This window comes from Methylophaga sp. UBA3613 (assembly GCF_002375415.1).
In the GTDB taxonomy this organism is placed as follows: Bacteria; Pseudomonadota; Gammaproteobacteria; order Nitrosococcales; family Methylophagaceae; genus Methylophaga.
Genome location: NZ_DFLS01000013.1, coordinates 82010 through 104757 on the forward strand (window position 1 = coordinate 82010; position 22748 = coordinate 104757).

Genomic DNA, 22748 nt, shown 5'->3' on the forward strand with positions numbered 1-22748 from the left:
AATTTAACGGTGACTTTACCCTCCTCAGACCAGTATCTGCTGGCCCTGGCTGTTAAAAAACAGCTCCGGTTGATAACCCCATATTTTCATTACTGTTTCAGGTTGAAGCACCTGCAGTGGTGAGCCCTGGGCGACGAGTTCCCCCTGTTTTAAAAGCCACACTTTGTCAGCATAACGACTTGCTTGGTTCACATCATGCAAAATACTGATCACCGCAAAACCATTTTCCTGACAAAGCGATTTTACCAAATTCAATAACTGATGTTGCTGTCCAAGATCCTGCGCTGATGTTGGTTCATCCAGTAATAACAATGGAGCCCGTTCTGCCTGCGACAGTTGTAATAATACTCTGGCCAATTGTACCCGTTGTCGTTCCCCGCCTGATAAGCTTGTATAAAGCCTGTCAGCAAATTGCCAGGTATCCGTTGCCTGCATCCACTTTTGAACTGCATAATTAATCTCACGGAGACTCAGGCTAAGGGGAGTGGAACCTATCGCAACGACCTCCTGCGCTTTAAATGGAAAAGATAACTGGCTGGCTTGAGGCAATACACCCAGGTGTTTGGCCAGTAATTCTCTGTTCCAGTGTTCTAAAGAGTTGCCATGCAGATATATCTGGCCTTGACTGGCGGGCCATTCACCACAGATGGCTTTGATTAAACTGGATTTACCAGCTCCATTAGGACCTAACACCGCAATGAACTCGCCAGAAACCAAACTGGCTATTGGCAAATTCAGAATTTGGCGGTGTTCCTGTTGAATAAGCAGATTTTCGATAGTGAGCATAGGCGGGTTATAACGTACTGAGTCGTTTACGTTGCTGGATTAGCAAAAAAGCAAAGAAAGGCGCACCGATTAATGCGGTCACCAAGCCTACCGGTAATTCGGCAGGAGCCAGCAATACTCTGGCACCAATATCTGCCATCAGTAACAATACTGCTCCGGTCAGTGCGGATAATGGCAGTAATAATCGATGATCCGGGCCCATGGTCATGCGAACCAGATGTGGTACCACCAGACTGATAAAACCGATAATGCCGGTGGCTGAGACAGCAATACCTACGCCGATGGCTGTGACCACGATCAATTGCAGCTTTAATTTCTCAACATGGATGCCCAGATGGCGGGCTTCGGCTTCACCTAGCAGAAAGGCATTTAATGCCGGTGCCTGGATTTGGTAAAACACCAATAGGCAGAGACAGGTCATTGCGGATAACCAGATAGATGTACTGTTTGCGCCGTTAAGCGTACCCATACCCCACAAGGTCAGCTCGCGTAAAGCCATATCATTGGCAATATAAGTCATAAAACCAATAATCGCCCCGCTAAAAGCCGCTATGGCAACGCCAGCTAGCAATAGAATCAATACCGAGGTACCACCATTCTGTGATTGTGCCAGCCGATAAACCAGTAAGGTGGTTATCAAACCGCCAAGAAATGCAGCGACCGGAGTCGTCAGATAGCTGAGCGAAGCCGGTAACAACACGATGGCAATGGCCGCGCCAAGTCCTGCCCCGGAAGAGACACCAATAATGCCGGGGTCAGCTAACGGATTACGGAATAGTCCCTGGGTGACGGCACCGCAGAGGGCTAATAAAGCACCAATAAATAGAGCGAGTAGTGTTCTTGGCCAGCGTAACTCCCAGATAATGGCCGTTTGAAAGGCATTTAATTGACTCAGTTCACTGCCGAGAAACTGATCTATTATGCTCAATAAGCTTTGTTTTGCAGGCAAGGTCATTGGACCCAGGATGATTGATAACAAAATACTTGCCAGCAGTAACAAGCAAAACATTGGCCAGACACCACGTCGCCAACCCTGCGGTCGGGCTGGTAAATATTTGGCATAGCTCATCTTGCAGAAGGAAAAATTATTTCTGCCAGTTGGTTGGCTTGATTTACGGCGGTGATACTCAAGCCTGCAATCAATTTACTGGCATCTACACTTACTATGCGTTGGGCTTGTCCGGCTGCAGTATTTTTCAACAAAGTATAACGGGCCAGCAATTGTTCCTTTTCCGGAGCACCATTGATGCGTTTACCAACGATGATGACATCAGGGTTTATGGCCAGAATAGACTCCAGCGACACAGTCTGAAAACCATTAAAATTGCTGACATTCTCACCATGAAGCAATGTAATCAGTGCGTTACCAACGGTGTCCCGACCAGCCTGTGATAGACCACGATCATTCAGATCCAGTAAAAAAACCATGTTTAATGCTGAACCGTTCTGTTTGCTGACAATAGCGTTTTCCAGTTGTTGAATATCGTCAATGAGTGCCTGTCCGGTTGCCTCGCGATTAAGTGATTTTGCTAATCGATGAATATTACGACTCAATTCTGCCACGCTCTCCGGACTATCGAGCTGGATAAAGTTGATTTGTGCCTGCTGAATCGCATTTACTGTGGCGGCAGGTCCTGTATGGTCGCTGCCAACAATCAGATCCGGCTGTAGGGATAAGAGCGCTTCGGCCGATAACGTGCGGTGATATCCTAGTATTTGAATATTTTCTCCCTTAAGTAATGGCTCACTGGTGATATCGGTAGCAATAATTTTTGACCCAACCCCAAGGGCCAGCAAAATTTCTGTGGCATTACTATCGACACTGATGATTCTCTCAGCATGAATCGGCTCAGCGATGGCTATTTGAGTACTGAATAACACTAAAACGCCGTAAAATAGCTTTCTAATGGAGCGACGTGAAAATTCAGATTGATTCATACAAGTCTCCAAAGGTGTATTCAATTCTTTATATCTGCTGATGATGGGGGAAACCATCATTGTCATTGCAGAAGTTTAACCAGAAATCATTAAATTGTTAAGTTAAATCTAAATAATAATCATTACTATTTACAGAAAGTATTTGTTGTGATAATTTTCTCGGCCATATGCCACTTGTTTTAACGTTGCATAAGCACACTTTTAATCAGGCGCTCTGTTAAAGCGCGTAGTTTCTGCTGAGGAAATGATGAACGCTGAACGTAAAATCTTATCCATCCTGATACAGTCCTTACTTTTACTTACTCCATTGATCTCGGTTGCCCAAACGCCTCTGGAAATGGAAGAAATCAAGATCACTGCAACACGTAATGCAGAGCCGTCAGGCACGCAGAGTCGAAATATCATTGTTATTGATAAAACCGAATTAGATGAACGGCAGGCGACGTCTGTGCCACAAACAGTTGCACATCTGCCGAATGTCACACTGAGCGGTGGACCTAGGGAAGATGTTCAGAATGTGAATATCCGTGGGTTAGGAGATAACCAGGTATTACAGCTGGTGGATGGGGTCAGACAAAACTTTATGTCAGGTCACCGACCAACCTATTTTCTGGATCCGGAATTAATTAAAAGCGTTGAAGTAGTTAAAGGTCCAAGCAGTGCATTATGGGGTTCAGGTGCTTTGGGCGGCGTAATTTCACAAAACACCATTCATGCAGCTGATTTACTGGGAGTAAGTGACTTTGGCGGATTTATCAAACAGGGTTATCACAGCAACAGTGATAAATGGTTGACCACCACGGCGTTGGCAGGACGGATGGATAGTGTCGACTGGCTGTTGTCCGGATTTTACCGTGATGGCAATGAAATAGAGCTGGGCAATGGCGAAAATCTGGAAGGATCTGCCTCTCGAGATAAAGGCGTAATGGCCAAAGTCGACTGGTTTATTGATGATGCACAAACAGCAACATTTAACCTGCGTAGTTCAGAGGTAAACGGAGAGGTTCCTTCTAATGGTGCTGCCGATTTGAGTTCATCAAATTTTATGATTCATCGTGAAAACCAAACTGATCATGCCTCGGTAGATTATCGTCTCAATCCCGATAGTGACTGGCTTAATGCCCAATTGATGCTGTACTGGAACAATACTGATATGCAGGAATACCGCTTATCGGATCGCCGTGCTGATAATACTGAGATTGAAACACTGGGGTTAAATCTGAATAACCGAACAGAGCTGAGTAATATCAGTTTTATTTATGGTGTTGATGGCTATCAGGATAAATTAAGCAGTAACCGTGGCGGACTGGATCGTCCCACTCCACCTGATGCCACAACAGAAGTATGGGGCGCGTTTACTGAAGTGCACATTCCTTTTGCTGAGGCATGGCGGTTGGAAATGGGCGGACGTTATGATGATTTCAGCACTAAGGCTAAAAATTTAAATAATGATCGTAGTGATAATGCACTTTCACCTTCAGTAGCTTTGGTATGGCAAACTACAGATCAGCTGAATCTGACACTTCGTTACGATGAAGCTTTCAGGGCGCCAACCGCTGAGGAGCTTTATACCACCGGAACACATTTTTGCATTACTTCAACTTCTTGTAATACCTTTATTCCAAATGCTGATCTGAAACCAGAAGAATCTCAAAATATCGAATTCATCGCTGACTTTAATACGCAGAATCTCTTTACTCCACAAGATCACTTTGGCATCAATGCGGCATTGTTTTATAACAATATTGATAATTTTATTGAGCAAACAGTTGATAGCCCTGTTTTTTCATCATTACCTTTTCCACCTTTTTTCAGTGTTGATGCCGGGAACACAACTTATAACAATGTTGATGAAGCTCGATTAAAAGGTTTTGAGCTAAAATTTAACTATGGTCTAAATGATTTTAATGCTGCATTGTCATACGGCCAGACCCGTGGTGAAGATAAACAGACTGGTGAGAAACTTAGCGGTATTCCAGCAGATAAATGGGTATTGGATCTGAGTCAGCGCTTTATCAATCGCAGCGTTAAAACGGGGCTGAAGGTCAGCCATATCGAGACTCAGAATCGAACTCCTTCAGAAGATAGTCGAGATTATGACCACTATACCCTGACCGATATTTATGCCACCTGGCAGCCAGCTGCCATATCTGATCTCAAGCTGGATATCAGTGTGAATAATCTGTTTGATCAATATTATCGTGTGGCGTTTCAGGAGCTTTATATGCCGGGACGTGATGTAAGATTGGCAGTACGCTATCAGTTCTAATGCGGAGTAGATTTATGCAACAGGAACAAGCAGCAACACCAGCCTCAATAATGCCGGGACAAAATGCGCAACAGTTATTGGAACAGATCAGTGATTGGGGCTCGATGACAACCATCATTATTCATGGTGGCAGTGTATTCGAATTTACCGGCGCCTTTCCAAAAGCAACCGTGGCAGAAGGTTTCTATAACCTTAAAGCTGACGGTAACGGTTTTCATGGCCATCTTAATCTGCAGAAAATTGAGCGAATCAGCTTTCAGGCCAAACCCCATCGAGGTCGTGAAAGTTATGCCTTTGTGTTTGAGGATGCAAACGATGAAGTCATCTTCAAAGTCTTTCTCGGTCGTGATGAACAGGGCGAATTGATCGCATCACAACGTGAAAAGTTTTTTCAGTTAATGCAGCAATATCAAGGGCCTGTTAATCTTTCTTAGCCACCACTGCTGGAGGCTATTTTTTGTCCGACAAGGCGGTAATGATGCGATGTAGTCATTCTAGATAAGTCATTTCCAACGAAGTAGGGGGAAAATAGCACCCAACCCTTCGGGTTGAGGCTGAAAATGCACCACTCTTTCTTGCTCGTCGTTTATTTAGAGTCACTAAACTTCACTCCTCGCGTCTTGATTGGTGCATTTTCAGTCACAGCAGAGGCGGCTATGAAAGATCAACAGGCCCTGGGGGCACACAAATGAAAAATAAAGGTTTGGAACAACAGATCAGTGATGAAATCATGATGATGGTCAACAGCCGTAAAACGTTAATGCTGTCGACTCTGGATGAAAATAATCACCCCTATGCATCATATGCTGCTTTTGCACTTGGCAGAGACTGTCTTTATATACTGGTCAGTGATATTGCTGTCCATGGCGTCAATCTGCGAATTCATCCACAAGCGTCAGTGTTAATCATTGAAGATGAAGATTCGGCGATTGAACTGTTCGCCCGTTTGCGTGTGACTTATCAGGTGGAGGCGGAATGGATTCAAGTTGACTCTGATGCCTGGCATGTGGGAATTGCGTTGTTAACCGAGCGTCATGGCCAGCGTATAACGAACTTAAGTCAGCTGAGTGATTTCCGTCTATTCAAACTTAAACCCCGTGGCGGGCGATATGTGAAAGGGTTTGGCAAAGCTTATCAGATTGATAGTGGGACACTGGCGGGAGAGAATCTGCAACATTTACGTGAGGGACATAAAAAGCGTGAAGTAGTCATTAAGTCAGAATAACCCCAAAGCGCCGCAATATTTTGCGGCGCTTTTCTGTTGGTAGTCTAGAAATTACCCCATGAGCTTTTTTTACGCATTCGCAGACTTGGTAAAATCAGTCCGATAATCATCCCGCCAAACAACACAGCAGCACCAATCAAAAACCAGTTCTTTGCATCATTGTCTTTCAGCGTGTTGTTTTCGATGACAATGGATTGAATTTCATGATCGATTTGCTGCAGCCGCTCTTTTAATTGACGATTTTCGTTTTCCAGCGCTACAGCATTTGAGGCCGTACGGCGTAAATCATCCAGTTCTTTACTGAGTCGTTGAGCTGTTTCTTTAAGTGACATGTTCTGGTTATCAGCTTCACTGGTCTGTGAGCTCAACTGTTCAATTTCTTCTTTATAACCGGTAATTTCCAGTTCCAGATTGGCAATGCGCTGTTCTTTGGCCGCCAGCTGGTCACGGGCACTCGGATTGTTGACCAGATAACGCGATAAAACCCAGCCTTCAACCCCATCATTGGTGCGCACCTTCGAATAACCGGAGGGATCATTTTCCAGTACAGCAAGTTCGGTGCCTGACTTAAGCATTTTGCGAATACCGAAATCCAATCCCTGGCCATTGCGCATGGTGATCTCAAGCTCATCTGAAACGTAGCGAGTTGTTTGAGCGGCGCTTATCCCAGGCAAAAGTATCGGAGCGACAACGAACAACAGGCTGATAATAATTTTTTTCACATGCAGATCCGAGTTGAGTTAAAGCGTCATTCTAGCAGAAGCCATATGGCTGATTTCAAGAGCAGATAAGAATCATTATTAAGTTTGATGTGAATTAATGGGTTTGTCATAAAAGCTTGTTAAGTTGGGCGGTGATATAAATGAGGTGGGTTATGGAAAAGTTCAGAATAATGTTTTTGTGCACGGGAAATTCCTGTCGCTCTCAAATGGCCGAAGGCTGGGCCAGATTTCTGGCCGGGGATGAAATTGAAGTTCGTTCAGCCGGTATTGAGTCTCATGGCCAGAATCCTCAGGCAATACAGGTGATGTCTGAAGTAGGTATTGATATTTCACAGCAGGAATCAATACGGGTAAATGGCGAAATGCTGGAATGGGCAGACTTACTGGTCACCTTATGTGAAAATGCTGATGAACAATGTCCTGTTGTCAGCCCCCATACTTTGCGGTTGCATTTACCGCTAACCGATCCGGCAAAATATCGGGGCAGTGAAGCCGAACTACTGAAGGAATTCCGGATTACCCGGGAAAAGATCAAGCAGCGTGTTAATTATGTACTGCAACAATTAAACAAATCGGTAGTGAATGGCCGCTAAATATTAGGCCGTTTTTCATCATCTTATTTGACTTAACCTGCCTCCGCCAATGGCTGGCAATCTGATAGATTCAACTGATAAAGACTGTTGCCCGGCATTTTCTTCGCTTTCGATTTAGCCTTGGTAGCATGCTCTGCAAGATCTGTTTCATCAATCAGATAGTCAAAATCACTGATGGTGACCGCACCGATGGATAAGCTTAACAAAGGATAAAAGACTTGCTGACCATGGCGATCGTAGGCCTGAATGCCTCCTTGTTGCAGATGGGTATCACTATAAAGTTCACTATAGAGTAACGCGAACGCCTCCAGCATCATTTCACAGCGATTGCGCCAGTCATGACTATCAAATATGACGATGAAATCATCGCCACCTACATGACCTAAAAAATCATTTTCATGGTCAATAAACTGACTGAGTATTTTTGCCGTTTTGGTAATGACCTTATCGCCTTTGTTATAGCCATAGGTATCATTATAGGGCTTGAAATTATCCAAATCGAAATAACATACCGTGGCATGACGTTTTTCCCGGATAGACTGTTGAATGTGCTCATTTAATGGTACATTACCGGGCAGGCCGCTCAGTGGATTGGCATGACGGGCGATGGTTAATTGCAAGTCAGTAATCTGCCGCAATAAATCCATCAAACTACCTACACCACGGTAGAATCCTTGTTCCGAAATGATAAAAACGCTGTGCTGATGAGAAGGTTCCTGACTCGTAATTTGCTGGCTGAGCGACTTTAGCTGCAAAGTCGTCTCAGCAATGATAGGGCGATTATCCATAAATAGATGAATCGGTTTGCGACCATGTAAGTCCCGGCCATAACGACTTGCATACAGGGTCATAAATTCATCGCGCCATACCATGCCAGCAATGGTGTCGTTTTCATGTAATACCGGCAATGCGGCCAGTTTTACGGCATTCTGGAAGCGTTCGCCTACCTGATTTACATCATGATAAGTACGCACCGGGGTTAATTGTGTCAGCAGGCTTCCCACCAGTGAATCTGAACGGGGCACCCCCGAATGAATTTTTTCTCTGGGTTGGCGTTTGGCAAATAATTCAGGCGGTAATTCTCGCTTGGGATTCGGCGTTGGGCGGCCGAAATAATAGCCCTGAGCAAAATGCATATCCATGGACTGTGCAACTAAATACTCTTCCCGGACTTCTACACCTTCTCCAATCACCCTACAGTTACTGCTTTGTGCAATATCGATCATTGATTGCACAAACTGTTTTTTCTGCTGATCTTCATGGATATTCTGCATGAAGTGACGATCCAGTTTGACATAATCCGGCTTTAACTCTGACCATGTACGTAAACCGGAATAACCCGCCCCTAAATCGTCAATGGCAATCGAGAAGCCCATTTCACGATAATGTTCAGTAGCTTCGCGCATCAGCACATAATCATCTATTGGATATTGCTCAGTTAACTCAATGACTACCTGCTCCGCAGGGATGCCGGCTTTTTTCAGGAACTTGGTCGTTAAACCGTGTGGATAGTCGGGCTGTAACAGCGCTGCTGGGATGGTATTAATAAACAGCTTGGCTTTCAGATCCAATTCACCAAATCGGGCAATGGCAACTTCACGACACAATAAATCCAGTTCAGCCAAACGGCCGTGTCGACTGGCTGCATCAAACAGATTAATTGGAGAGTGTAAAACACTATCAGAAGGACCACGGATCAGAGCCTCATAACCATAAATCTGATTGTTTTTTAATGAGACAATCGGTTGAAATATAGGAGTAAGTGCCGCCGTGGCAAGAATATCTTCCAGTGAGGTAAATTGCAGTAATTCTTCTTTTGTCATTGGAATTCAACTCTTAGTAAGCCAGATACAAAAAAGCCCCACCCAAAAGAGTGGGGCAAGTTTGCAGAGGAGATAACTCTCTAGATTCCGCGCCTACCAGAAGGCTTGAGCACGGAATTTCAGAGCAGAAGGTTCTGCATCTGAGCTTGCACCGTTGACTGTCAGGTCAGTAATTTTGTCGTAGTTCAACATAAGGCGAATATTTTTACGTGGGATGTAGTTAATACCCAAGGTGTATTTATCTGCTTCGTCTTCAGTCTGCATGCTACCACCGACCAGGCCTTCTGTTTCGATGTTCTCGAAACGGGCAACTAGCTGCCAAGCACCATATGCTGATTTCGGTGATACGCCTGAATTGTAGCCTTTTTTCCATTTGTAAGATTCACCGGTTAAGAAGTAACCTGCTTCAACAGAATAACCAGTAAAATCTTGGTCAGAATTGACTGAACTTTCTGCAGTGTAATCGACATATTCAGCCAAGGCATGGAAAGGACCATAGATACCTAACACGTCAGCGGTAAAGGCTGAAGAACCATCATAACCCGCTACAGAAGTATCGATTGGACGCTCTGATGTAATGTGACTGACGGCACGTTGACGATAACGGAATGTATCATCACCGTTACCGCGTGTAAGATAACCAGCACCAACTTGCAACATATGCTTTTCATCTTGCATGAAAGGGACAAAAGAACCACGTACAGCCCATGAGTCTGCATCATCAATGTCAGTTTCACCATCTTCAATTTCACCACTGGTGAAAGAAGTCGCTAATAACCAGCGATAGTCTTTATCATTTATTTGAAAGACTGCACCACTTTCACGAGCGGGAGAAATACTTGAATCGGCGTAAAATGGGCGATCAATAAAGCTCATATATTTTGAGCTGGCTTTGGTGTTGTAACCAAAAGCAATATGAGATTGACCCAGCTTTACACCCCATTTTGTGCTGTCAGTCAGGCTGTTACCGTAACCTACGTATGCATCTTTGATCGAGGCATCACCACCGGCAAAGTCAGCTTCAAATTTGTAGCTCCAGTCGTAAATATCACCCTCAAAGCCTAAACGTGCACGACGTAATTCTGTTCCACGACCTTCATTGTCGCTAATAGCTGTACCATCATATAAGCCATCGTTATCGACAGAAATGGCATCCCACATCACACGACCGATAGGCTGGAATGACCAGTTACCGTCACGATCTGAAACCACCAGTTTGCCATCAGTTTCAATAACCGGCATATTGGCTGTTGCTGTTTCAACTTCTTTTTTCAGCTCTTCTTTATCAGCTTCTGCCATTTCTTTATCAGCTGCTGCTGCATTGGTCAGCAATTTGTAATCATCGTTGCTGATTGTGCCTTTATCACGCAAAACCTGTAAAAGATCCATCATGGCATCATTGTTAGCCTGTGCAGGCAGTGTGGCGGCACCGAACAGTGCGCCGGCGATTAATATTGCAGACGTTTTTAATTTCAAGGGACTATCCTCTTAGTTGATAAAACACGTTCGGTCTGTATCTCCGAGACCTGCACACCTTAAAACCCAAATATTTCAGCGTGATGAAAAAACTGTGACAGTTGTGTGACAACGCAACAAATCGCCAGAAATGTTGTTAAAAAACCACATCAATAATCGACAGATTTGCTTGAAAAGCCCGGATAAGCCCCAACCTTCCTAGTGAGTGCTATCCGTTAAGGAATAAATATGTTCAAGTGGCTATTTTTATTATTTCTGCTGGTTCCAATCGCAGAAATTTACGTATTAATTGAAGTTGGTGAGGTGATTGGCGCTGGCTGGACCATTCTGTTTGTGATTGCGACTGCAGTTTTAGGTGCCTGGTTGGTTAAGTTGCAAGGGCTTTCCACCATGCAGCGAGCTCAGGAATCAATTCGTCGTGGTGACACTCCGGCTCTGGAGATGCTGGAGGGAATGACCTTATTTATAAGCGGTTTTCTGTTACTGATTCCTGGTTTTGTAACCGATGCGGTGGGCTTTTTATTATTGGTTCCGGCCTTGCGACGAGCTCTATTGCTGAAATTAATTCGTAACAGCAATGTGATATTTCGTCAGCAGTGGTCTGCGCAGAAACGTTATTCGCAAAGTGAGGATATTATTGAGGGTGAGGTCATCAAGGATGACGATCAGCGCAATATTCGTTAATGCTGATAAATCAAGCAATTTACTGCATCTGACAGTTTTTTCAGAAATTTTTTAACTCAGGCACTTGAAGTTTATTCAGCCAGCCCCATTAAAGGGGTTCCTGGAATTTTCTTGGTCATTTTTTGTTACTTTTGGAGGATAAAACTAATGAACCTTCGTCCCCTTCATGATCGTGTGATTGTTCGTCGCATGGAAGAAGAAACTACCTCTGCTGGTGGAATTGTCATTCCTGACAATGCAGCAGAAAAACCATCTCGTGGCGAAATTATCGCAGCGGGTAACGGCAAACCTACCGATTCTGGTGAAGTCCGTCCTCTGGCTGTTAAAGTCGGTGACAAAGTGCTGTTTGGTAAATATGCCGGCACCGAAGTCAAAGTGGAAGGCGAAGAACTGCTGGTAATGCGTGAAGACGATATCGTTGCTGTGATCGAAGCGTAAGCTTCCCGACGATTTCACATCTGGTTACGTTAAACATAGCTATAAAGAGGAATTAAAATGGCTGCTAAAGAAGTCAAATTTGGCGCTGATGCGCGCCAGCTAATGGTCAAAGGCGTTAATACGCTGGCCAATGCGGTAAAAGTGACATTAGGACCTAAAGGTCGCAATGTTATTTTGGATAAAAGCTACGGTGCACCAACTATCACTAAAGATGGTGTTTCAGTTGCTAAAGAAATCGAACTAGAAAACAAATTTGAAAACATGGGCGCACAAATGGTGAAAGAAGTTGCTTCGCAAACTTCTGACGCTGCTGGTGACGGCACCACAACTGCCACCGTACTTGCTCAGGCAATCTTACGTGAAGGCATGAAATCAGTAACAGCGGGCATGAACCCAATGGATCTGAAACGCGGTATCGATAAAGCCGTTACTGCTGCTGTTGAAGAGCTGAAAAAAATGTCTTCACCTTGTGATGATGACAAAGCCATTGCTCAAGTCGGTACTATCTCTGCCAACTCTGACAAATCAGTCGGCGACATCATTGCTGAAGCAATGAAAAAAGTGGGTAAAGAAGGCGTTATCACGGTTGAAGACGGTCGTGGTTTTGAAAATGAACTCGACGTTGTTGAAGGTATGCAGTTTGACCGTGGTTACCTGTCTCCATACTTTGTTAACGAACAGCAAACTATGTCAGCCAACCTGGATGACCCATACGTTCTACTGTACGACAAAAAAATCTCTAATATCCGTGAACTGCTGCCAACACTGGAAGCGGTTGCCAAATCAAGCCGTCCACTGCTGATCGTTTCAGAAGATGTTGAAGGCGAAGCGTTGGCCACTCTGGTTGTTAACAACATGCGTGGTATCGTTAAAGTCTGTGCGGTTAAAGCGCCAGGTTTTGGTGATCGTCGTAAAGCGATGTTGGAAGATATCGCTGTGTTAACTGGCGGTACCGTGATTTCTGAAGAAGTTGGTCTGAATCTGGAAAAAGTTACTCTGGATGATCTGGGGCAAGCGAAGAAAATCTCTGTCAGCAAAGAAAACACCACTATTATTGATGGTGCAGGCCGTGCGGATGAAATCACTGCACGTGTTGAACAGATTCGTGCACAAATCGCTGATTCATCTTCAGACTACGACAAAGAAAAACTGCAAGAACGCGTGGCTAAGTTAGCTGGTGGTGTTGCGGTAATTCGTGTTGGTGCTGGCTCTGAAATTGAAATGAAAGAGAAAAAAGCCCGTGTTGAAGACGCATTACATGCGACTCGCGCTGCCGTTGAAGAAGGCGTAGTTGCTGGTGGTGGTGTTGCTCTGGTTCGTGCCGAAGTAAGCCTGGGCGAACTGAAAGGTGACAACCTGGATCAGGATGCTGGTATTGCTATCGCACGTCGTGCAATGCAGGAACCTTTACGTCAAATCGTCACCAACTCTGGCGATGAAGCCTCTGTTGTCTTAAATGAAGTCGCAGCAGGTAAAGGTAACTACGGTTACAACGCAGCAACTGGCGAATATGGCGATATGATTGAAATGGGTATTCTGGATCCAACTAAAGTAACGCGTACGGCATTGCAAAATGCTGGTTCGGTTGCGGGTCTGATGTTGACCACTGAAGCCATGATTGCTGAAATTCCGAAAGAAGAAGCTCCTGCAATGCCTGATATGGGCGGCATGGGCGGCATGATGTAATTCGTTACAGCATAGCTATCAGCACACAAAAAAGCCCTGCCTCGAAAGAGGTGGGGCTTTTTTTTGGGCTAATTAAATTGAAAAGAGCTTTTAAGGGTGTAATGTTTTCCAGAAAGGAATCAACATCAGACTTAATACAAAGGCAATCAACAGCAACACGCCTACAAAGCGAAATGGATGCTGAAAAATGGATTGGAAAAATCCCGGTATTTCGCCATTGGCACGCAGATTTTCATATTGCTGACGCTGATCTATAGCGCGTTTGGCCTGATATTCATCGAGCGTGGCTTTGGCAATAGGCAGTTGTTCATCATTTATCAACCAGATGGCCGCCACACCAAGGCCAAAAAATCCAGCCTGAGTTTCGTAAAAGGCAAAGCCTTTATCGTCCAGCAATTGCCGAACGTCTTCCGCTTCGTCTTCAGGTACATTGTTGAGTCGAAATAATAAAGTCGCCATAGTCGTCCTTGTCTGTCAGCGCGGTTAGAAGCTAACCCGATTTGTTACTTCATTCAGCGGCATATTAGGCGTTTTGCAATTGATTGGCAAAATCATGATTTACATCACGATGCTTGGCCTCATCATCTCTTACAACTAACACTACATCGCGCAGCAGCGCATCCTGTGGCAGGTTCCAGTAATCAATGGCAATTTGCGGTGCGGCTACGTTTTCGTATTTGCCTGAATCGATACCTGCTAAATACTCGGTATAGCTGTACACAGCTTCTTCCTCAAGATAACCAACAATTCGATGCGCTACTCGAGATGAGAAAATATATAAAATAAAGAACAAGTTATAAAACACACCCTGAGCAATAATAATCAACACACGTTCGAACCAGCTTGGTTTGGCAATATGCACAAAGGTGAGCAGATGCATACGTTCATTATCAGCTTCTTCCAGCAAAGTGCTAATCCAACCATCATCATCCTGCATCCGGCGCAGTGAACGAAGATGCTGAAGAGCTCCGCCAACCATGCCAGGTACGGCTGCAACCGTTTCCAGTACGACAGCACGATGTCCGTAACGTCCGGAAAAAAAGACGTCAGCAAAAAAACGCATAAATTTTACAATTGCCAGCGCCACCCGATCAGAAACGCTTTTTGGGGTGAAATGCGGGGCGTTATATTCATTGCTGTCCATCGTTGTCTCCTTTGACGAGACGAAGGTTATTTAGTCTGAGAAAATACATTTGCCGATGTGAAAATTTCGTGGTTATTACATCGCGATAAGTCATATGTTCTGTTAGTTTAGACACATTTTCAATGACTGTGCATTTTGAAATATCCAATGAGGCAAAAATGACCACAACACAACATACAGAACGATGGCAATCGATTCTGCAGGATAAGCAAAATCTGCTTGATTCTGCCTCTGAAGTATTAACGGCCAGTGAGTATGTGTTGAATCAGGGCGACAGGCAACCACAGCGTTTGCGTGAGTTGGTCGAAAGTGGTGATTTGGAAACTGTCTATGCAGAAGATGGCTATCAGCAACGCCTGCAAACCCGGCTGGCACAGGTAAATGATGAAGCCACTTTGCAACAACAATTGCGGTTCTTTCGACACCGAGAAATGGTGCGTATTATCTGGCGGGATTTAAGTGGATGGGCCGATCTGGCAGAGACGGTGCGTGAGTTAACGGCATTGGCGGATTGTTGCGTTGAGCAGGCATTAAACAAGCTTTATCAATGGCAAACCGAACTGCTTGGCACCCCGATGGATGAGTTGGATCAGCCACAGCATTTAATCGTGCTGGGGATGGGCAAAATGGGTGCCGGGGAATTGAACCTGTCTTCTGACATAGATTTGATTTTTACCTATCCTGATGATGGCGAAACACAAGGCGCACGGAAAAGCCTCACCAATGAAGAGTTTTTTACTCGCTTGGGTCGCAAACTGATTCAGGCTCTCGATAATGTGACCGTTGATGGATTTGTGTTTCGGGTAGATATGCGTTTGCGCCCGTTTGGTGAAAGTGGATCATTAGTCGCCAGTTTTGATGCCATGGAGGATTACTACCAGACTCAGGGCCGGGAATGGGAACGCTATGCAATGATCAAGGCAAGACCTGTTACGGGCAGTGAACAGGATAAGAAAGCTATCAGCGAGCTACTACGACCGTTTGTCTATCGACGTTACCTTGATTACGGCATGTTTGATTCACTGCGTGAAATGAAATCCATGATTGCCGGACAGCTTCATTTAAAAGGCATGGAAGACAATATCAAGCTTGGAGCAGGAGGGATCCGCGAAATTGAGTTTATTGGTCAGGTGTTTCAGTTAATTTATGGCGGGCGTGACAAACCTTTGCAGCAAAGACCCATTCTGACGATTCTGGATTTATTGGCTGAGCGAAAATTATTGTCAGATTACGCTGTAACAGCCTTAAAAAATGCGTATGTGTTTCTGCGTCGAACAGAACATCGTATTCAGGCCTGGGCAGATCAACAAACACATTTATTACCCAGTAATAATGAGGCCCGAATTCGTTTAGCAAGGAGTATGGGATTTGAGAGCTGGACTGCTTTTGTTGAAACTCTCAGTGAACATCGGCAGCAGGTGCATGAACATTTCCAACAATTACTGACTGCACCACAGGCCGATGATGAGAGTACCGACAGTATTGCATTGTTAACTTCCAGCGAAGCAGAAATAACGTCTTATCTTGAAACATGGGGATATCACGAACCAGAGCAATCCCAGCAGACGATTGAAAAATTGTTGAACCTGCATGTCGTTAAAAACCTTGGTCATACCGGTCTTGGACGTCTCAAAAAATTATTGCCGTTATTGGTTCAGGCTGCTGCTGGTACTGACGAACCTGATACCTGTCTGAACCGGATGATTCCGCTATTGGAATCTATTATGCGGCGTTCAGCCTATATGTCGCTATTGGTTGAAAACACCTTGGCCTTATCTCAACTGGTCAAACTCTGTGCGGCGAGTCCTTTAATTAGCCATCAGTTAGCACGTTATCCAGTATTACTGGATGAATTGCTGGATCCGCGATCACTTTACGAAGTGCCTGGCCGAGAACAGCAACAAGCCTTATTAAACCAGTTCCTCTCAGCTGCTGAAGACACCGATCTTGAACAGCAAATGAATTTATTGCGGGAGTTTCGGCAAATTGCCACTTTGCATGTTGCTGCAGCAGATGTCACCGAAGTATTACCGTTGATGCGGATCGGTGATCAACTCAGCGAATTGGCAGAAATTTTGTTGGAACGTGTGTTGCAATTGGCTTGGCAATATCTGATCTCGCGTCACGGATTACCGCCCGCTGCGGATAAAGATGATATGACGGAGTGCGGCTTTAGTGTCATTGCCTATGGAAAATTAGGTGGACTGGAGTTGGGGTATGGCTCAGATCTGGATTTAGTTTTTGTATTTGATGATGCGCGGGAGGGAATGACTGATGGTGATAAACCTGTCGATTTGATGGTGTTTTATACACGTTTGGCTCAGCGGATGATCCACTTATTAAATACCGTGACTGCGGGTGGAGTGCTTTATGAAGTAGATATGCGACTGAGGCCAAGGGGTAATTCAGGGTTGCTGGTGAGTCCAATTTCAGGCTTTGATGATTATCAACAGAATGAAGCCTGGACGTGGGAACATCAGGCTCTGGTCAGAGCCAGGTGTGTCGCAGGAGATAAAAAATTAGCTGAACAATTCAGTAACATTCGCCAGCAAGTTTTGTCCAAATCACGTACTGAATCCGAGCTGGCAAAAGAAGTCAGTGAAATGCGCCATAAAATGCGTCAGCAACTGGATAAGTCGTCTGCAGGAAATTTTGATCTTAAGCAGGGCGTAGGTGGTATCACTGATATTGAATTTATGGTGCAATATGCAGTACTTGCCTGGTCAGCAAGCTTGCCAGATCTGATGGTTTACACCGATAATATCCGAATTTTGGATGCTTTAGTCGCGACAGGCAAGCTCAGTGAACAAGAAGGGAACATGCTCGCAGATGCTTATCGCTATTATCGTAGTGAAGCAAATCATTGTGTTCTTCAGGAACAACCGGCAGTGGTGCCGGAGGCCAAAGTGGCCGATTTTCAGCAACAAGTGAACGCAATTTGGCAACGCTGGTTACGTTAAAACCAGTTTGATATCAATATTAAGTCTCAAAAGTAGGTAATTATGGCAGCAGTAACAATGGCAGATCGTGATGGCGTTATCTGGTTGGATGGCGAATTTGTGCCTTGGCGCGAAGCTAAAGTCCATGTGCTGACGCATACACTGCACTACGGTATGGGGGTGTTTGAAGGGGTCCGTGCCTATCAAACAGATGCTGGCGCTGCTATTTTTCGCCTGCAGGAGCATACAGACCGGCTCTTCCGTAGCGCCAAGATTCTCGGTATGAACATCCCGTTTGATAAAGCGACTTTAAACGAAGCACAACGTGCTGTGGTTCGAGATAACAAACTGGATTCTGCCTATATTCGTCCGATGTGTTTTTATGGTTCTGAAGGCATGGGTATCCGCGCTGACAATTTAAAAACACATGTGATGGTGGCTGCCTGGAGCTGGGGTTCCTATCTGGGTGAAGAAAACATGACCCGCGGTATTCGCATTAAAACCTCATCGTTTACCCGTCACCATGTGAATATCACCATGTGTAAAGCCAAAGCCAATGGCAACTACATGAATTCAATGATGGCTTTGCAAGAAGCTGTGAACGATGGTTATGACGAAGCATTGTTGTTAGATGCTAACGGTTTTGTTACTGAAGGTAGTGGTGAAAACTTCTTTATGGTGCGCGATGGTGTACTTTATACCCCCGAGCTGACCTCGGCTCTGGAAGGCATTACCCGCGATACGGTTATGCGCCTGGCTAACGATATCGGGCTAAAAGTAGTTGAAAAACGTATTACCCGTGATGAAGTGTATATCTGCGATGAAGCATTTTTCACCGGCACCGCAGCTGAGGTCACGCCGATTCGTGAATTGGATAACCGTCCAATCGGTGAAGGTAAACGCGGCCCGATCACCGAACAGTTACAAAGTATGTACTTTGATCAGGTTTATGGTCGTAGCGAATATTATCGCGACTGGAATACTTTGGTTTAATTGCATAGAAAACTTGTATTAAACGTAATAATAAAGAGGTTAGTACCAAATGGCAGGTCATAGTAAGTGGGCGAATATTCAGCATAGAAAAGGTGCGCAAGATGCCAAACGCGGCAAATTGTTCACCCGACTGATTCGTGAAATTACTGTAGCTGCAAGAATGGGCGGCAGTGACCCTGCCACTAATCCTCGATTACGTGCTGCCATTGATAAAGCTTTGGGCAGTAATATGACCAAAGATGTTATTGAACGAGCGTCTAAGCGTGGTGCAGGTGAGCTCGAGGGTGCTGCATACGAAGAGGTACGTTACGAAGGCTACGGGCCAAACGGCATCGCTATTATGGTGGATTGCATGACGGACAATCGTAACCGCACGGTTGCTGAGGTACGCCATGTTTTCAGTAAACGCGGTGGCAATATGGGCACCGATGGCTGTGTGGCTTTCATGTTTAATCAAAAAGGCATTATCAGTCTAGCGCCAGGTCTGGATGAAGACGCGGTCATGGAAGTCGCGCTCGAAGCGGGTGCTGAAGATATTGTCACCAATGATGACGGTTCCATCGATGTGTTTACCACGCCGGATGAGTATGCTGCTGTTAAAGATGCCTTGGATGCCGCTGGATTTGAGGCGCAATCAGCCGAAGTCACCATGCACCCTGACAATACCGTCAGTCTGGAGTTGGATGACGCACAAAAAGCCATCGCCATGATAGAAGCGTTTGAAGAGCTTGATGATGTGCAACAGGTCTATTCAAATGCAGACTTCTCTGATGAGGTGATGGCGCAGCTGGAGAACTAGCGGCCATCCCCCTATGTCACGCATTCTCGGTGTTGATCCCGGCTCCCGTAAAACCGGTTTTGGCATCATAGAGCTTGACGGTAAACAGATTAAGCACGTCATTAATGGCAGATTGCTGGTGGGGGATGGCGAGTTTGCTGATCGTCTGAAACAGATTTTTGATGGATTAACCGATCTGATTCTGCGGTATGAACCTGAAATTATGTCTATCGAACAGGTGTTTCTGCATAAAAATGCTGATTCAGCTTTGAAGCTTGGTCAGGCTCGAGGGGCTGCCATTTGTGCCGCAGTCAATCAACATTTAAAAGTCCATGAATATTCCGCCACACAAATAAAAAAAGCTGTCGTTGGTAATGGACATGCCAAAAAAGAACAGGTCCAGTATATGATGTCGGTCATGTTGCAATTAAAAGAAGCGCCAATGGAAGATGCCGCAGATGCCTTGGCCTGTGCGGTAACCCATGCAAATCATGCAGCACTGGATAGTCTCAGCAATAAACTTCCCGCAGGAATGCGGATCAGTCGTCGTCGAGGAGGACGCTATAGCCGATGATTGGTCGTCTTACCGGAATTATTATCGAAAAACAGCCGCCGGAATTGGTGCTGGATGTAAATGGGGTGGGCTATGAAGTCTCCGCTCCCATGTCTACTTTTGTAAATTTGCCGTCACTTAATGAAAAAGTGAGTTTATATACCCATTTAGTCGTGCGCGAAGACGCCCAGTTGTTGTATGGTTTTGCTACTACTCGCGAACGATTATTATTTCGCAGTTTACTTAAGGTAAATGGAGTGGGAGCGAAACTGGCACTGACGATTTTATCGGGTAGCGACGTCGATAGCTTTGCTCGAAGTGTGCAGGAAGGTGATGCCGCAAGTTTGACGCGTTTGCCTGGTGTCGGTAAAAAGACAGCAGATCGTCTTATTATAGAGATGCGCGACAGACTTAAGGAAGTCGGTTCTGCAATGGGGCTTGATGAACAAATTACGACGAATATGCCGAGTAGCAGCGGGGCACGAAAAGAAGCACTGGAAGCTTTGATTGCTTTAGGGTATAAAGCCGCCGAAGCAGACAGAATGATCCGTAGTTTTGATGCCCAGGATATGACTACTGAGCAAATCATCAGACAGGCGTTACAGCGTAATTAACTATGGATGAACGTTTTATTACTCCGCAAACGCTGAATGATGATGACCGGGTGGATCGGGCTATCCGGCCCATTAGACTCGAGGACTATATTGGTCAACCGGTGGTGCGCGAGCAGATGGAATTATTTGTCTCAGCGGCCCGGCAACGCAAAGAAGCGTTGGACCATACACTGATATTTGGTCCTCCGGGGCTGGGTAAAACCACATTGGCACATATTATCGCCAATGAAATGGGCGTTAATTTAAGACAAACTTCGGGGCCGGTTTTAGAGCGTCCTGGTGATTTGGCAGCGTTGCTGACCAATCTAGAGCCGAATGATGTATTGTTTGTCGATGAAATTCATCGATTAAGCCCGGTGGTTGAAGAAGTGTTGTATCCGGCGATGGAAGATTACCAGATCGATATCATGATCGGTGAGGGACCGGCAGCTCGTTCAATTAAGCTGGATCTTGAGCCATTTACCCTGGTCGGAGCAACAACCCGCGCTGGTTCACTGACCTCGCCTTTGCGAGACCGATTTGGCATTGTGCAGCGATTGGAATTTTATAATGTCGCTGATTTAAGTACGATTGTGCAGCGTAGCGCACGTATTCTAGGTTTAACGCTGGACGTTAATGGTGCAGGTGAAATTGCTCACCGTTCCAGAGGCACGCCGCGAATAGCCAACCGTTTATTACGACGGGTTCGTGACTACGCAGAAGTGCGGTTTGATGGTATTGTCACAGCAGAAATTGCCAGACAGGCACTGGATTTGCTGGATGTCGATAAATTTGGTTTTGATATGTTGGACCGCAAACTATTGCTGGCCATCATTGAAAAATTTTCCGGTGGCCCGGTAGGATTGGACAATATTGCCGCGGCTATTGGAGAAGAGCGTGGCACGATTGAAGATGTTATTGAACCCTTTTTGATTCAGGAAGGATTTATCATGCGGACACCTCGTGGCAGAATCGCTACCAAACGGGCTTTTTTGCATTTGGGTCTGACACCGGATTTAGATCTGACAGGTGATTAATGCAGTCTTTTGATTGGCCGGTGAGAGTGTATTACGAAGATACGGATAGTGGTGGCGTGGTATATCACGCAAATTATCTGAAGTTTATGGAGCGGGCGCGAACAGAGTGGCTACGCCAGCTCGGTTTTGAACAAAATGTTTTAAAAGACGAACATAATTGTCTGTTTGCAGTCCATTCGATGCAAATCAATTTTCGTCGCCCGGCACGTTTTAATGATGCCTTATTGATTCGATCTGAAATGACACAAACGAGCGGTGCAAGCATGCAGTTTGAGCAATCAGTACTGCGTGACGGTGAACTGTTGTGCGGTGCGTCGGTCCGAGTGGCCTGCCTGGATGCTTTGCGATTTAAACCGTGCCCGATACCTTCTTTTATTTTGACGGAGATGCAATGTGAATGCTGATCTATCCTTGATGTCCCTGATATCTGAAGCCAGTTTACTGGTGCAGATCGTTATGCTTATTTTGCTGCTGATATCAGTTTATTCCTGGACCATTATTTTCAAAAAACGCAGCGAGTTAGCCGATGCCCGGCGAGATGCTGATTTATTTGAAGATAAATTCTGGTCGGGAAATGAATTAAACAGACTCTATGAGGATATTACTGCCAGACCGCACTCCGGTCGGGGTATGGAGGGAATTTTCGAGGCGGGTTTCAAGGAATTTGTCCGTTTAAAAAAATCCTCTACTGACTCAACCTATGTGTTGGAAGGGACTCAGCGAGTAATGCGTATTTCCTTGTCCCGTGAAATGGATGAATTGGAAGTTTCGTTACCCTTTCTGGCGACAGCAGGTTCTACCAGTCCATACATTGGTTTGTTTGGAACGGTCTGGGGTATCATGAATTCATTTCGAGCTTTAGGCGAAGTGCAACAGGCGACACTGGCTATGGTTGCCCCAGGTATTGCTGAGGCTTTGATCGCGACAGCAATGGGCTTGTTTGCAGCGATACCAGCGGTTGTAGCATATAACCGTTATTCACATGAAGTTGAGAGATTGATTAGTCGTTATGACAATTTCGTTGAAGAATTCTCTTCAATTTTGCAACGGCAACAAGGTTAATAACGGAGC

General features: G+C 45.2%; 23 protein-coding genes. 15 read left to right on the forward strand and 8 right to left on the reverse strand.

Annotated elements, in window-relative coordinates; all coding sequences use genetic code 11:
* Window positions 1-24 precede the first annotated feature (24 nt).
* From B3S93_RS14645 to B3S93_RS14655, 3 genes are read right to left on the reverse strand one after another with little or no spacing between them, the layout of a single operon-like run.
* Window positions 25-786, reverse strand: a complete 762-nt coding sequence (locus B3S93_RS14645; protein ID WP_292358187.1) for a heme ABC transporter ATP-binding protein — start codon at window positions 784-786, stop codon at window positions 25-27.
* A 7-nt stretch (window positions 787-793) separates the two neighbouring features.
* The gene (locus tag B3S93_RS14650; RefSeq protein WP_292402947.1) at window positions 794-1795 is read right to left on the reverse strand and encodes a FecCD family ABC transporter permease; all 1002 of its coding nucleotides are present in this window, start codon (window positions 1793-1795) and stop codon (window positions 794-796) included.
* Window positions 1796-1851: 56 nt separating this feature from the next.
* Window positions 1852-2724: a heme/hemin ABC transporter substrate-binding protein gene (locus B3S93_RS14655; protein WP_292402950.1), complete on the reverse strand. Its 873-nt coding sequence runs from the start codon at window positions 2722-2724 to the stop codon at window positions 1852-1854.
* Window positions 2725-2968: 244 nt separating this feature from the next.
* Between B3S93_RS14655 and B3S93_RS14660 the strand changes: the two genes are divergently transcribed.
* The 3 genes from B3S93_RS14660 to B3S93_RS14670 all read left to right on the forward strand — a co-directional run bounded on the left by B3S93_RS14660 (window position 2969) and on the right by B3S93_RS14670 (window position 6218).
* Complete coding sequence (locus B3S93_RS14660; protein WP_292402953.1) at window positions 2969-4993, forward strand: TonB-dependent hemoglobin/transferrin/lactoferrin family receptor; 2025 nt, start codon at window positions 2969-2971, stop codon at window positions 4991-4993.
* Window positions 4994-5007: 14 nt separating this feature from the next.
* Window positions 5008-5427 (forward strand): heme utilization cystosolic carrier protein HutX, encoded by a 420-nt coding sequence (gene hutX, locus B3S93_RS14665; protein WP_292402956.1) that lies wholly within the window; start codon window positions 5008-5010, stop codon window positions 5425-5427.
* Window positions 5428-5681: 254 nt separating this feature from the next.
* Window positions 5682-6218 (forward strand): HugZ family protein, encoded by a 537-nt coding sequence (locus B3S93_RS14670; RefSeq protein WP_292358178.1) that lies wholly within the window; start codon window positions 5682-5684, stop codon window positions 6216-6218.
* A gap of 44 nt (window positions 6219-6262) precedes the next feature.
* Here B3S93_RS14670 and B3S93_RS14675 read toward each other — a convergent pair whose 3' ends face one another.
* Entirely contained in the window at window positions 6263-6940 is a 678-nt protein-coding gene (locus B3S93_RS14675) for a TIGR04211 family SH3 domain-containing protein (RefSeq protein ID WP_292358176.1), read from the reverse strand.
* 152 nt (window positions 6941-7092) lie between these two features.
* On the opposite strand from B3S93_RS14675, the gene B3S93_RS14680 reads away from it, so the two are divergent.
* Window positions 7093-7533 (forward strand): arsenate reductase ArsC, encoded by a 441-nt coding sequence (locus B3S93_RS14680; RefSeq protein ID WP_292402959.1) that lies wholly within the window; start codon window positions 7093-7095, stop codon window positions 7531-7533.
* Between the two features lie 32 nt (window positions 7534-7565).
* Here the strand turns inward: B3S93_RS14680 and B3S93_RS14685 are convergent, their stop codons facing one another.
* Both B3S93_RS14685 and B3S93_RS14690 read right to left on the reverse strand, forming a co-directional pair.
* Window positions 7566-9356 (reverse strand): GGDEF domain-containing protein, encoded by a 1791-nt coding sequence (locus B3S93_RS14685; protein ID WP_292358174.1) that lies wholly within the window; start codon window positions 9354-9356, stop codon window positions 7566-7568.
* Between the two features lie 93 nt (window positions 9357-9449).
* Entirely contained in the window at window positions 9450-10832 is a 1383-nt protein-coding gene (locus B3S93_RS14690) for an OprO/OprP family phosphate-selective porin (protein ID WP_292358173.1), read from the reverse strand.
* A 228-nt stretch (window positions 10833-11060) separates the two neighbouring features.
* On the opposite strand from B3S93_RS14690, the gene B3S93_RS14695 reads away from it, so the two are divergent.
* From B3S93_RS14695 to groL, 3 genes are all read left to right on the forward strand, one after another.
* Window positions 11061-11516 carry an FxsA family protein gene (locus B3S93_RS14695; protein ID WP_292358171.1) on the forward strand — a complete coding sequence of 152 codons (456 nt, stop codon included), beginning with the start codon at window positions 11061-11063 and terminating at the stop codon, window positions 11514-11516.
* A 147-nt stretch (window positions 11517-11663) separates the two neighbouring features.
* Complete coding sequence (gene groES, locus B3S93_RS14700; RefSeq protein ID WP_014705256.1) at window positions 11664-11954, forward strand: co-chaperone GroES; 291 nt, start codon at window positions 11664-11666, stop codon at window positions 11952-11954.
* 57 nt (window positions 11955-12011) lie between these two features.
* Entirely contained in the window at window positions 12012-13640 is a 1629-nt protein-coding gene (gene groL / locus B3S93_RS14705) for a chaperonin GroEL (protein WP_292402962.1), read from the forward strand.
* 90 nt (window positions 13641-13730) lie between these two features.
* On the opposite strand, the gene B3S93_RS14710 is transcribed toward groL, so the two are convergent.
* A complete protein-coding gene (locus B3S93_RS14710; RefSeq protein ID WP_292402964.1) occupies window positions 13731-14099 on the reverse strand; it encodes a DUF6164 family protein in 369 nt (122 codons plus the stop codon).
* Between the two features lie 64 nt (window positions 14100-14163).
* The gene (locus tag B3S93_RS14715) at window positions 14164-14784 is read right to left on the reverse strand and encodes an alternative oxidase (protein WP_292402966.1); all 621 of its coding nucleotides are present in this window, start codon (window positions 14782-14784) and stop codon (window positions 14164-14166) included.
* 122 nt (window positions 14785-14906) lie between these two features.
* Between B3S93_RS14715 and glnE the strand changes: the two genes are divergently transcribed.
* From glnE to tolQ, 8 genes are read left to right on the forward strand one after another with little or no spacing between them, the layout of a single operon-like run.
* Window positions 14907-17744 carry a bifunctional [glutamate--ammonia ligase]-adenylyl-L-tyrosine phosphorylase/[glutamate--ammonia-ligase] adenylyltransferase gene (gene glnE / locus B3S93_RS14720; protein ID WP_292402969.1) on the forward strand — a complete coding sequence of 946 codons (2838 nt, stop codon included), beginning with the start codon at window positions 14907-14909 and terminating at the stop codon, window positions 17742-17744.
* 42 nt (window positions 17745-17786) lie between these two features.
* Window positions 17787-18716 (forward strand): branched-chain amino acid transaminase, encoded by a 930-nt coding sequence (locus tag B3S93_RS14725; protein ID WP_292402972.1) that lies wholly within the window; start codon window positions 17787-17789, stop codon window positions 18714-18716.
* A gap of 49 nt (window positions 18717-18765) precedes the next feature.
* Window positions 18766-19515 (forward strand): YebC/PmpR family DNA-binding transcriptional regulator, encoded by a 750-nt coding sequence (locus B3S93_RS14730; RefSeq protein WP_292358161.1) that lies wholly within the window; start codon window positions 18766-18768, stop codon window positions 19513-19515.
* Window positions 19516-19528: 13 nt separating this feature from the next.
* Window positions 19529-20068, forward strand: coding sequence for a crossover junction endodeoxyribonuclease RuvC (ruvC, locus tag B3S93_RS14735; RefSeq protein WP_292402975.1), 540 nt, complete (start codon window positions 19529-19531; stop codon window positions 20066-20068).
* Window positions 20065-20661, forward strand: coding sequence for a Holliday junction branch migration protein RuvA (ruvA, locus tag B3S93_RS14740; protein ID WP_014705249.1), 597 nt, complete (start codon window positions 20065-20067; stop codon window positions 20659-20661). Before ruvC ends, ruvA begins: the two co-directional genes overlap by 4 nt.
* A 2-nt stretch (window positions 20662-20663) precedes the next feature.
* Window positions 20664-21677 (forward strand): Holliday junction branch migration DNA helicase RuvB, encoded by a 1014-nt coding sequence (gene ruvB, locus B3S93_RS14745; RefSeq protein WP_292358159.1) that lies wholly within the window; start codon window positions 20664-20666, stop codon window positions 21675-21677.
* Window positions 21677-22081 carry a tol-pal system-associated acyl-CoA thioesterase gene (gene ybgC, locus B3S93_RS14750; RefSeq protein ID WP_292358158.1) on the forward strand — a complete coding sequence of 135 codons (405 nt, stop codon included), beginning with the start codon at window positions 21677-21679 and terminating at the stop codon, window positions 22079-22081. Before ruvB ends, ybgC begins: the two co-directional genes overlap by 1 nt.
* Window positions 22082-22091: 10 nt before the next feature.
* Window positions 22092-22739, forward strand: a complete 648-nt coding sequence (gene tolQ / locus B3S93_RS14755; protein ID WP_084227489.1) for a protein TolQ — start codon at window positions 22092-22094, stop codon at window positions 22737-22739.
* The last annotated feature ends 9 nt before the right edge of the window (window positions 22740-22748 follow it).

Bases quoted from the DNA above. Each gene is read 5' to 3' on its own strand.
- B3S93_RS14730 (WP_292358161.1), top strand. From the start codon at position 18,766: ATGGCAGGTCATAGTAAGTGGGCGAATATTCAGCATAGAAAAGGTGCG.
- B3S93_RS14655 (WP_292402950.1), bottom strand. From the start codon at position 2,724: ATGAATCAATCTGAATTTTCACGTCGCTCCATTAGAAAGCTATTTTAC.
- B3S93_RS14710 (WP_292402964.1), bottom strand. From the start codon at position 14,099: ATGGCGACTTTATTATTTCGACTCAACAATGTACCTGAAGACGAAGCG.
- glnE (WP_292402969.1), top strand. From the start codon at position 14,907: ATGACTGTGCATTTTGAAATATCCAATGAGGCAAAAATGACCACAACA.
- B3S93_RS14695 (WP_292358171.1), top strand. From the start codon at position 11,061: ATGTTCAAGTGGCTATTTTTATTATTTCTGCTGGTTCCAATCGCAGAA.
- ybgC (WP_292358158.1), top strand. From the start codon at position 21,677: ATGCAGTCTTTTGATTGGCCGGTGAGAGTGTATTACGAAGATACGGAT.
- B3S93_RS14725 (WP_292402972.1), top strand. From the start codon at position 17,787: ATGGCAGCAGTAACAATGGCAGATCGTGATGGCGTTATCTGGTTGGAT.
- B3S93_RS14650 (WP_292402947.1), bottom strand. From the start codon at position 1,795: ATGTTTTGCTTGTTACTGCTGGCAAGTATTTTGTTATCAATCATCCTG.
- B3S93_RS14680 (WP_292402959.1), top strand. From the start codon at position 7,093: ATGGAAAAGTTCAGAATAATGTTTTTGTGCACGGGAAATTCCTGTCGC.
- B3S93_RS14645 (WP_292358187.1), bottom strand. From the start codon at position 786: ATGCTCACTATCGAAAATCTGCTTATTCAACAGGAACACCGCCAAATT.
- B3S93_RS14715 (WP_292402966.1), bottom strand. From the start codon at position 14,784: ATGGACAGCAATGAATATAACGCCCCGCATTTCACCCCAAAAAGCGTT.
- groL (WP_292402962.1), top strand. From the start codon at position 12,012: ATGGCTGCTAAAGAAGTCAAATTTGGCGCTGATGCGCGCCAGCTAATG.
- groES (WP_014705256.1), top strand. From the start codon at position 11,664: ATGAACCTTCGTCCCCTTCATGATCGTGTGATTGTTCGTCGCATGGAA.
- ruvC (WP_292402975.1), top strand. From the start codon at position 19,529: ATGTCACGCATTCTCGGTGTTGATCCCGGCTCCCGTAAAACCGGTTTT.
- B3S93_RS14670 (WP_292358178.1), top strand. From the start codon at position 5,682: ATGAAAAATAAAGGTTTGGAACAACAGATCAGTGATGAAATCATGATG.
- hutX (WP_292402956.1), top strand. From the start codon at position 5,008: ATGCAACAGGAACAAGCAGCAACACCAGCCTCAATAATGCCGGGACAA.
- B3S93_RS14685 (WP_292358174.1), bottom strand. From the start codon at position 9,356: ATGACAAAAGAAGAATTACTGCAATTTACCTCACTGGAAGATATTCTT.
- tolQ (WP_084227489.1), top strand. From the start codon at position 22,092: ATGTCCCTGATATCTGAAGCCAGTTTACTGGTGCAGATCGTTATGCTT.
- ruvA (WP_014705249.1), top strand. From the start codon at position 20,065: ATGATTGGTCGTCTTACCGGAATTATTATCGAAAAACAGCCGCCGGAA.
- ruvB (WP_292358159.1), top strand. From the start codon at position 20,664: ATGGATGAACGTTTTATTACTCCGCAAACGCTGAATGATGATGACCGG.
- B3S93_RS14660 (WP_292402953.1), top strand. From the start codon at position 2,969: ATGATGAACGCTGAACGTAAAATCTTATCCATCCTGATACAGTCCTTA.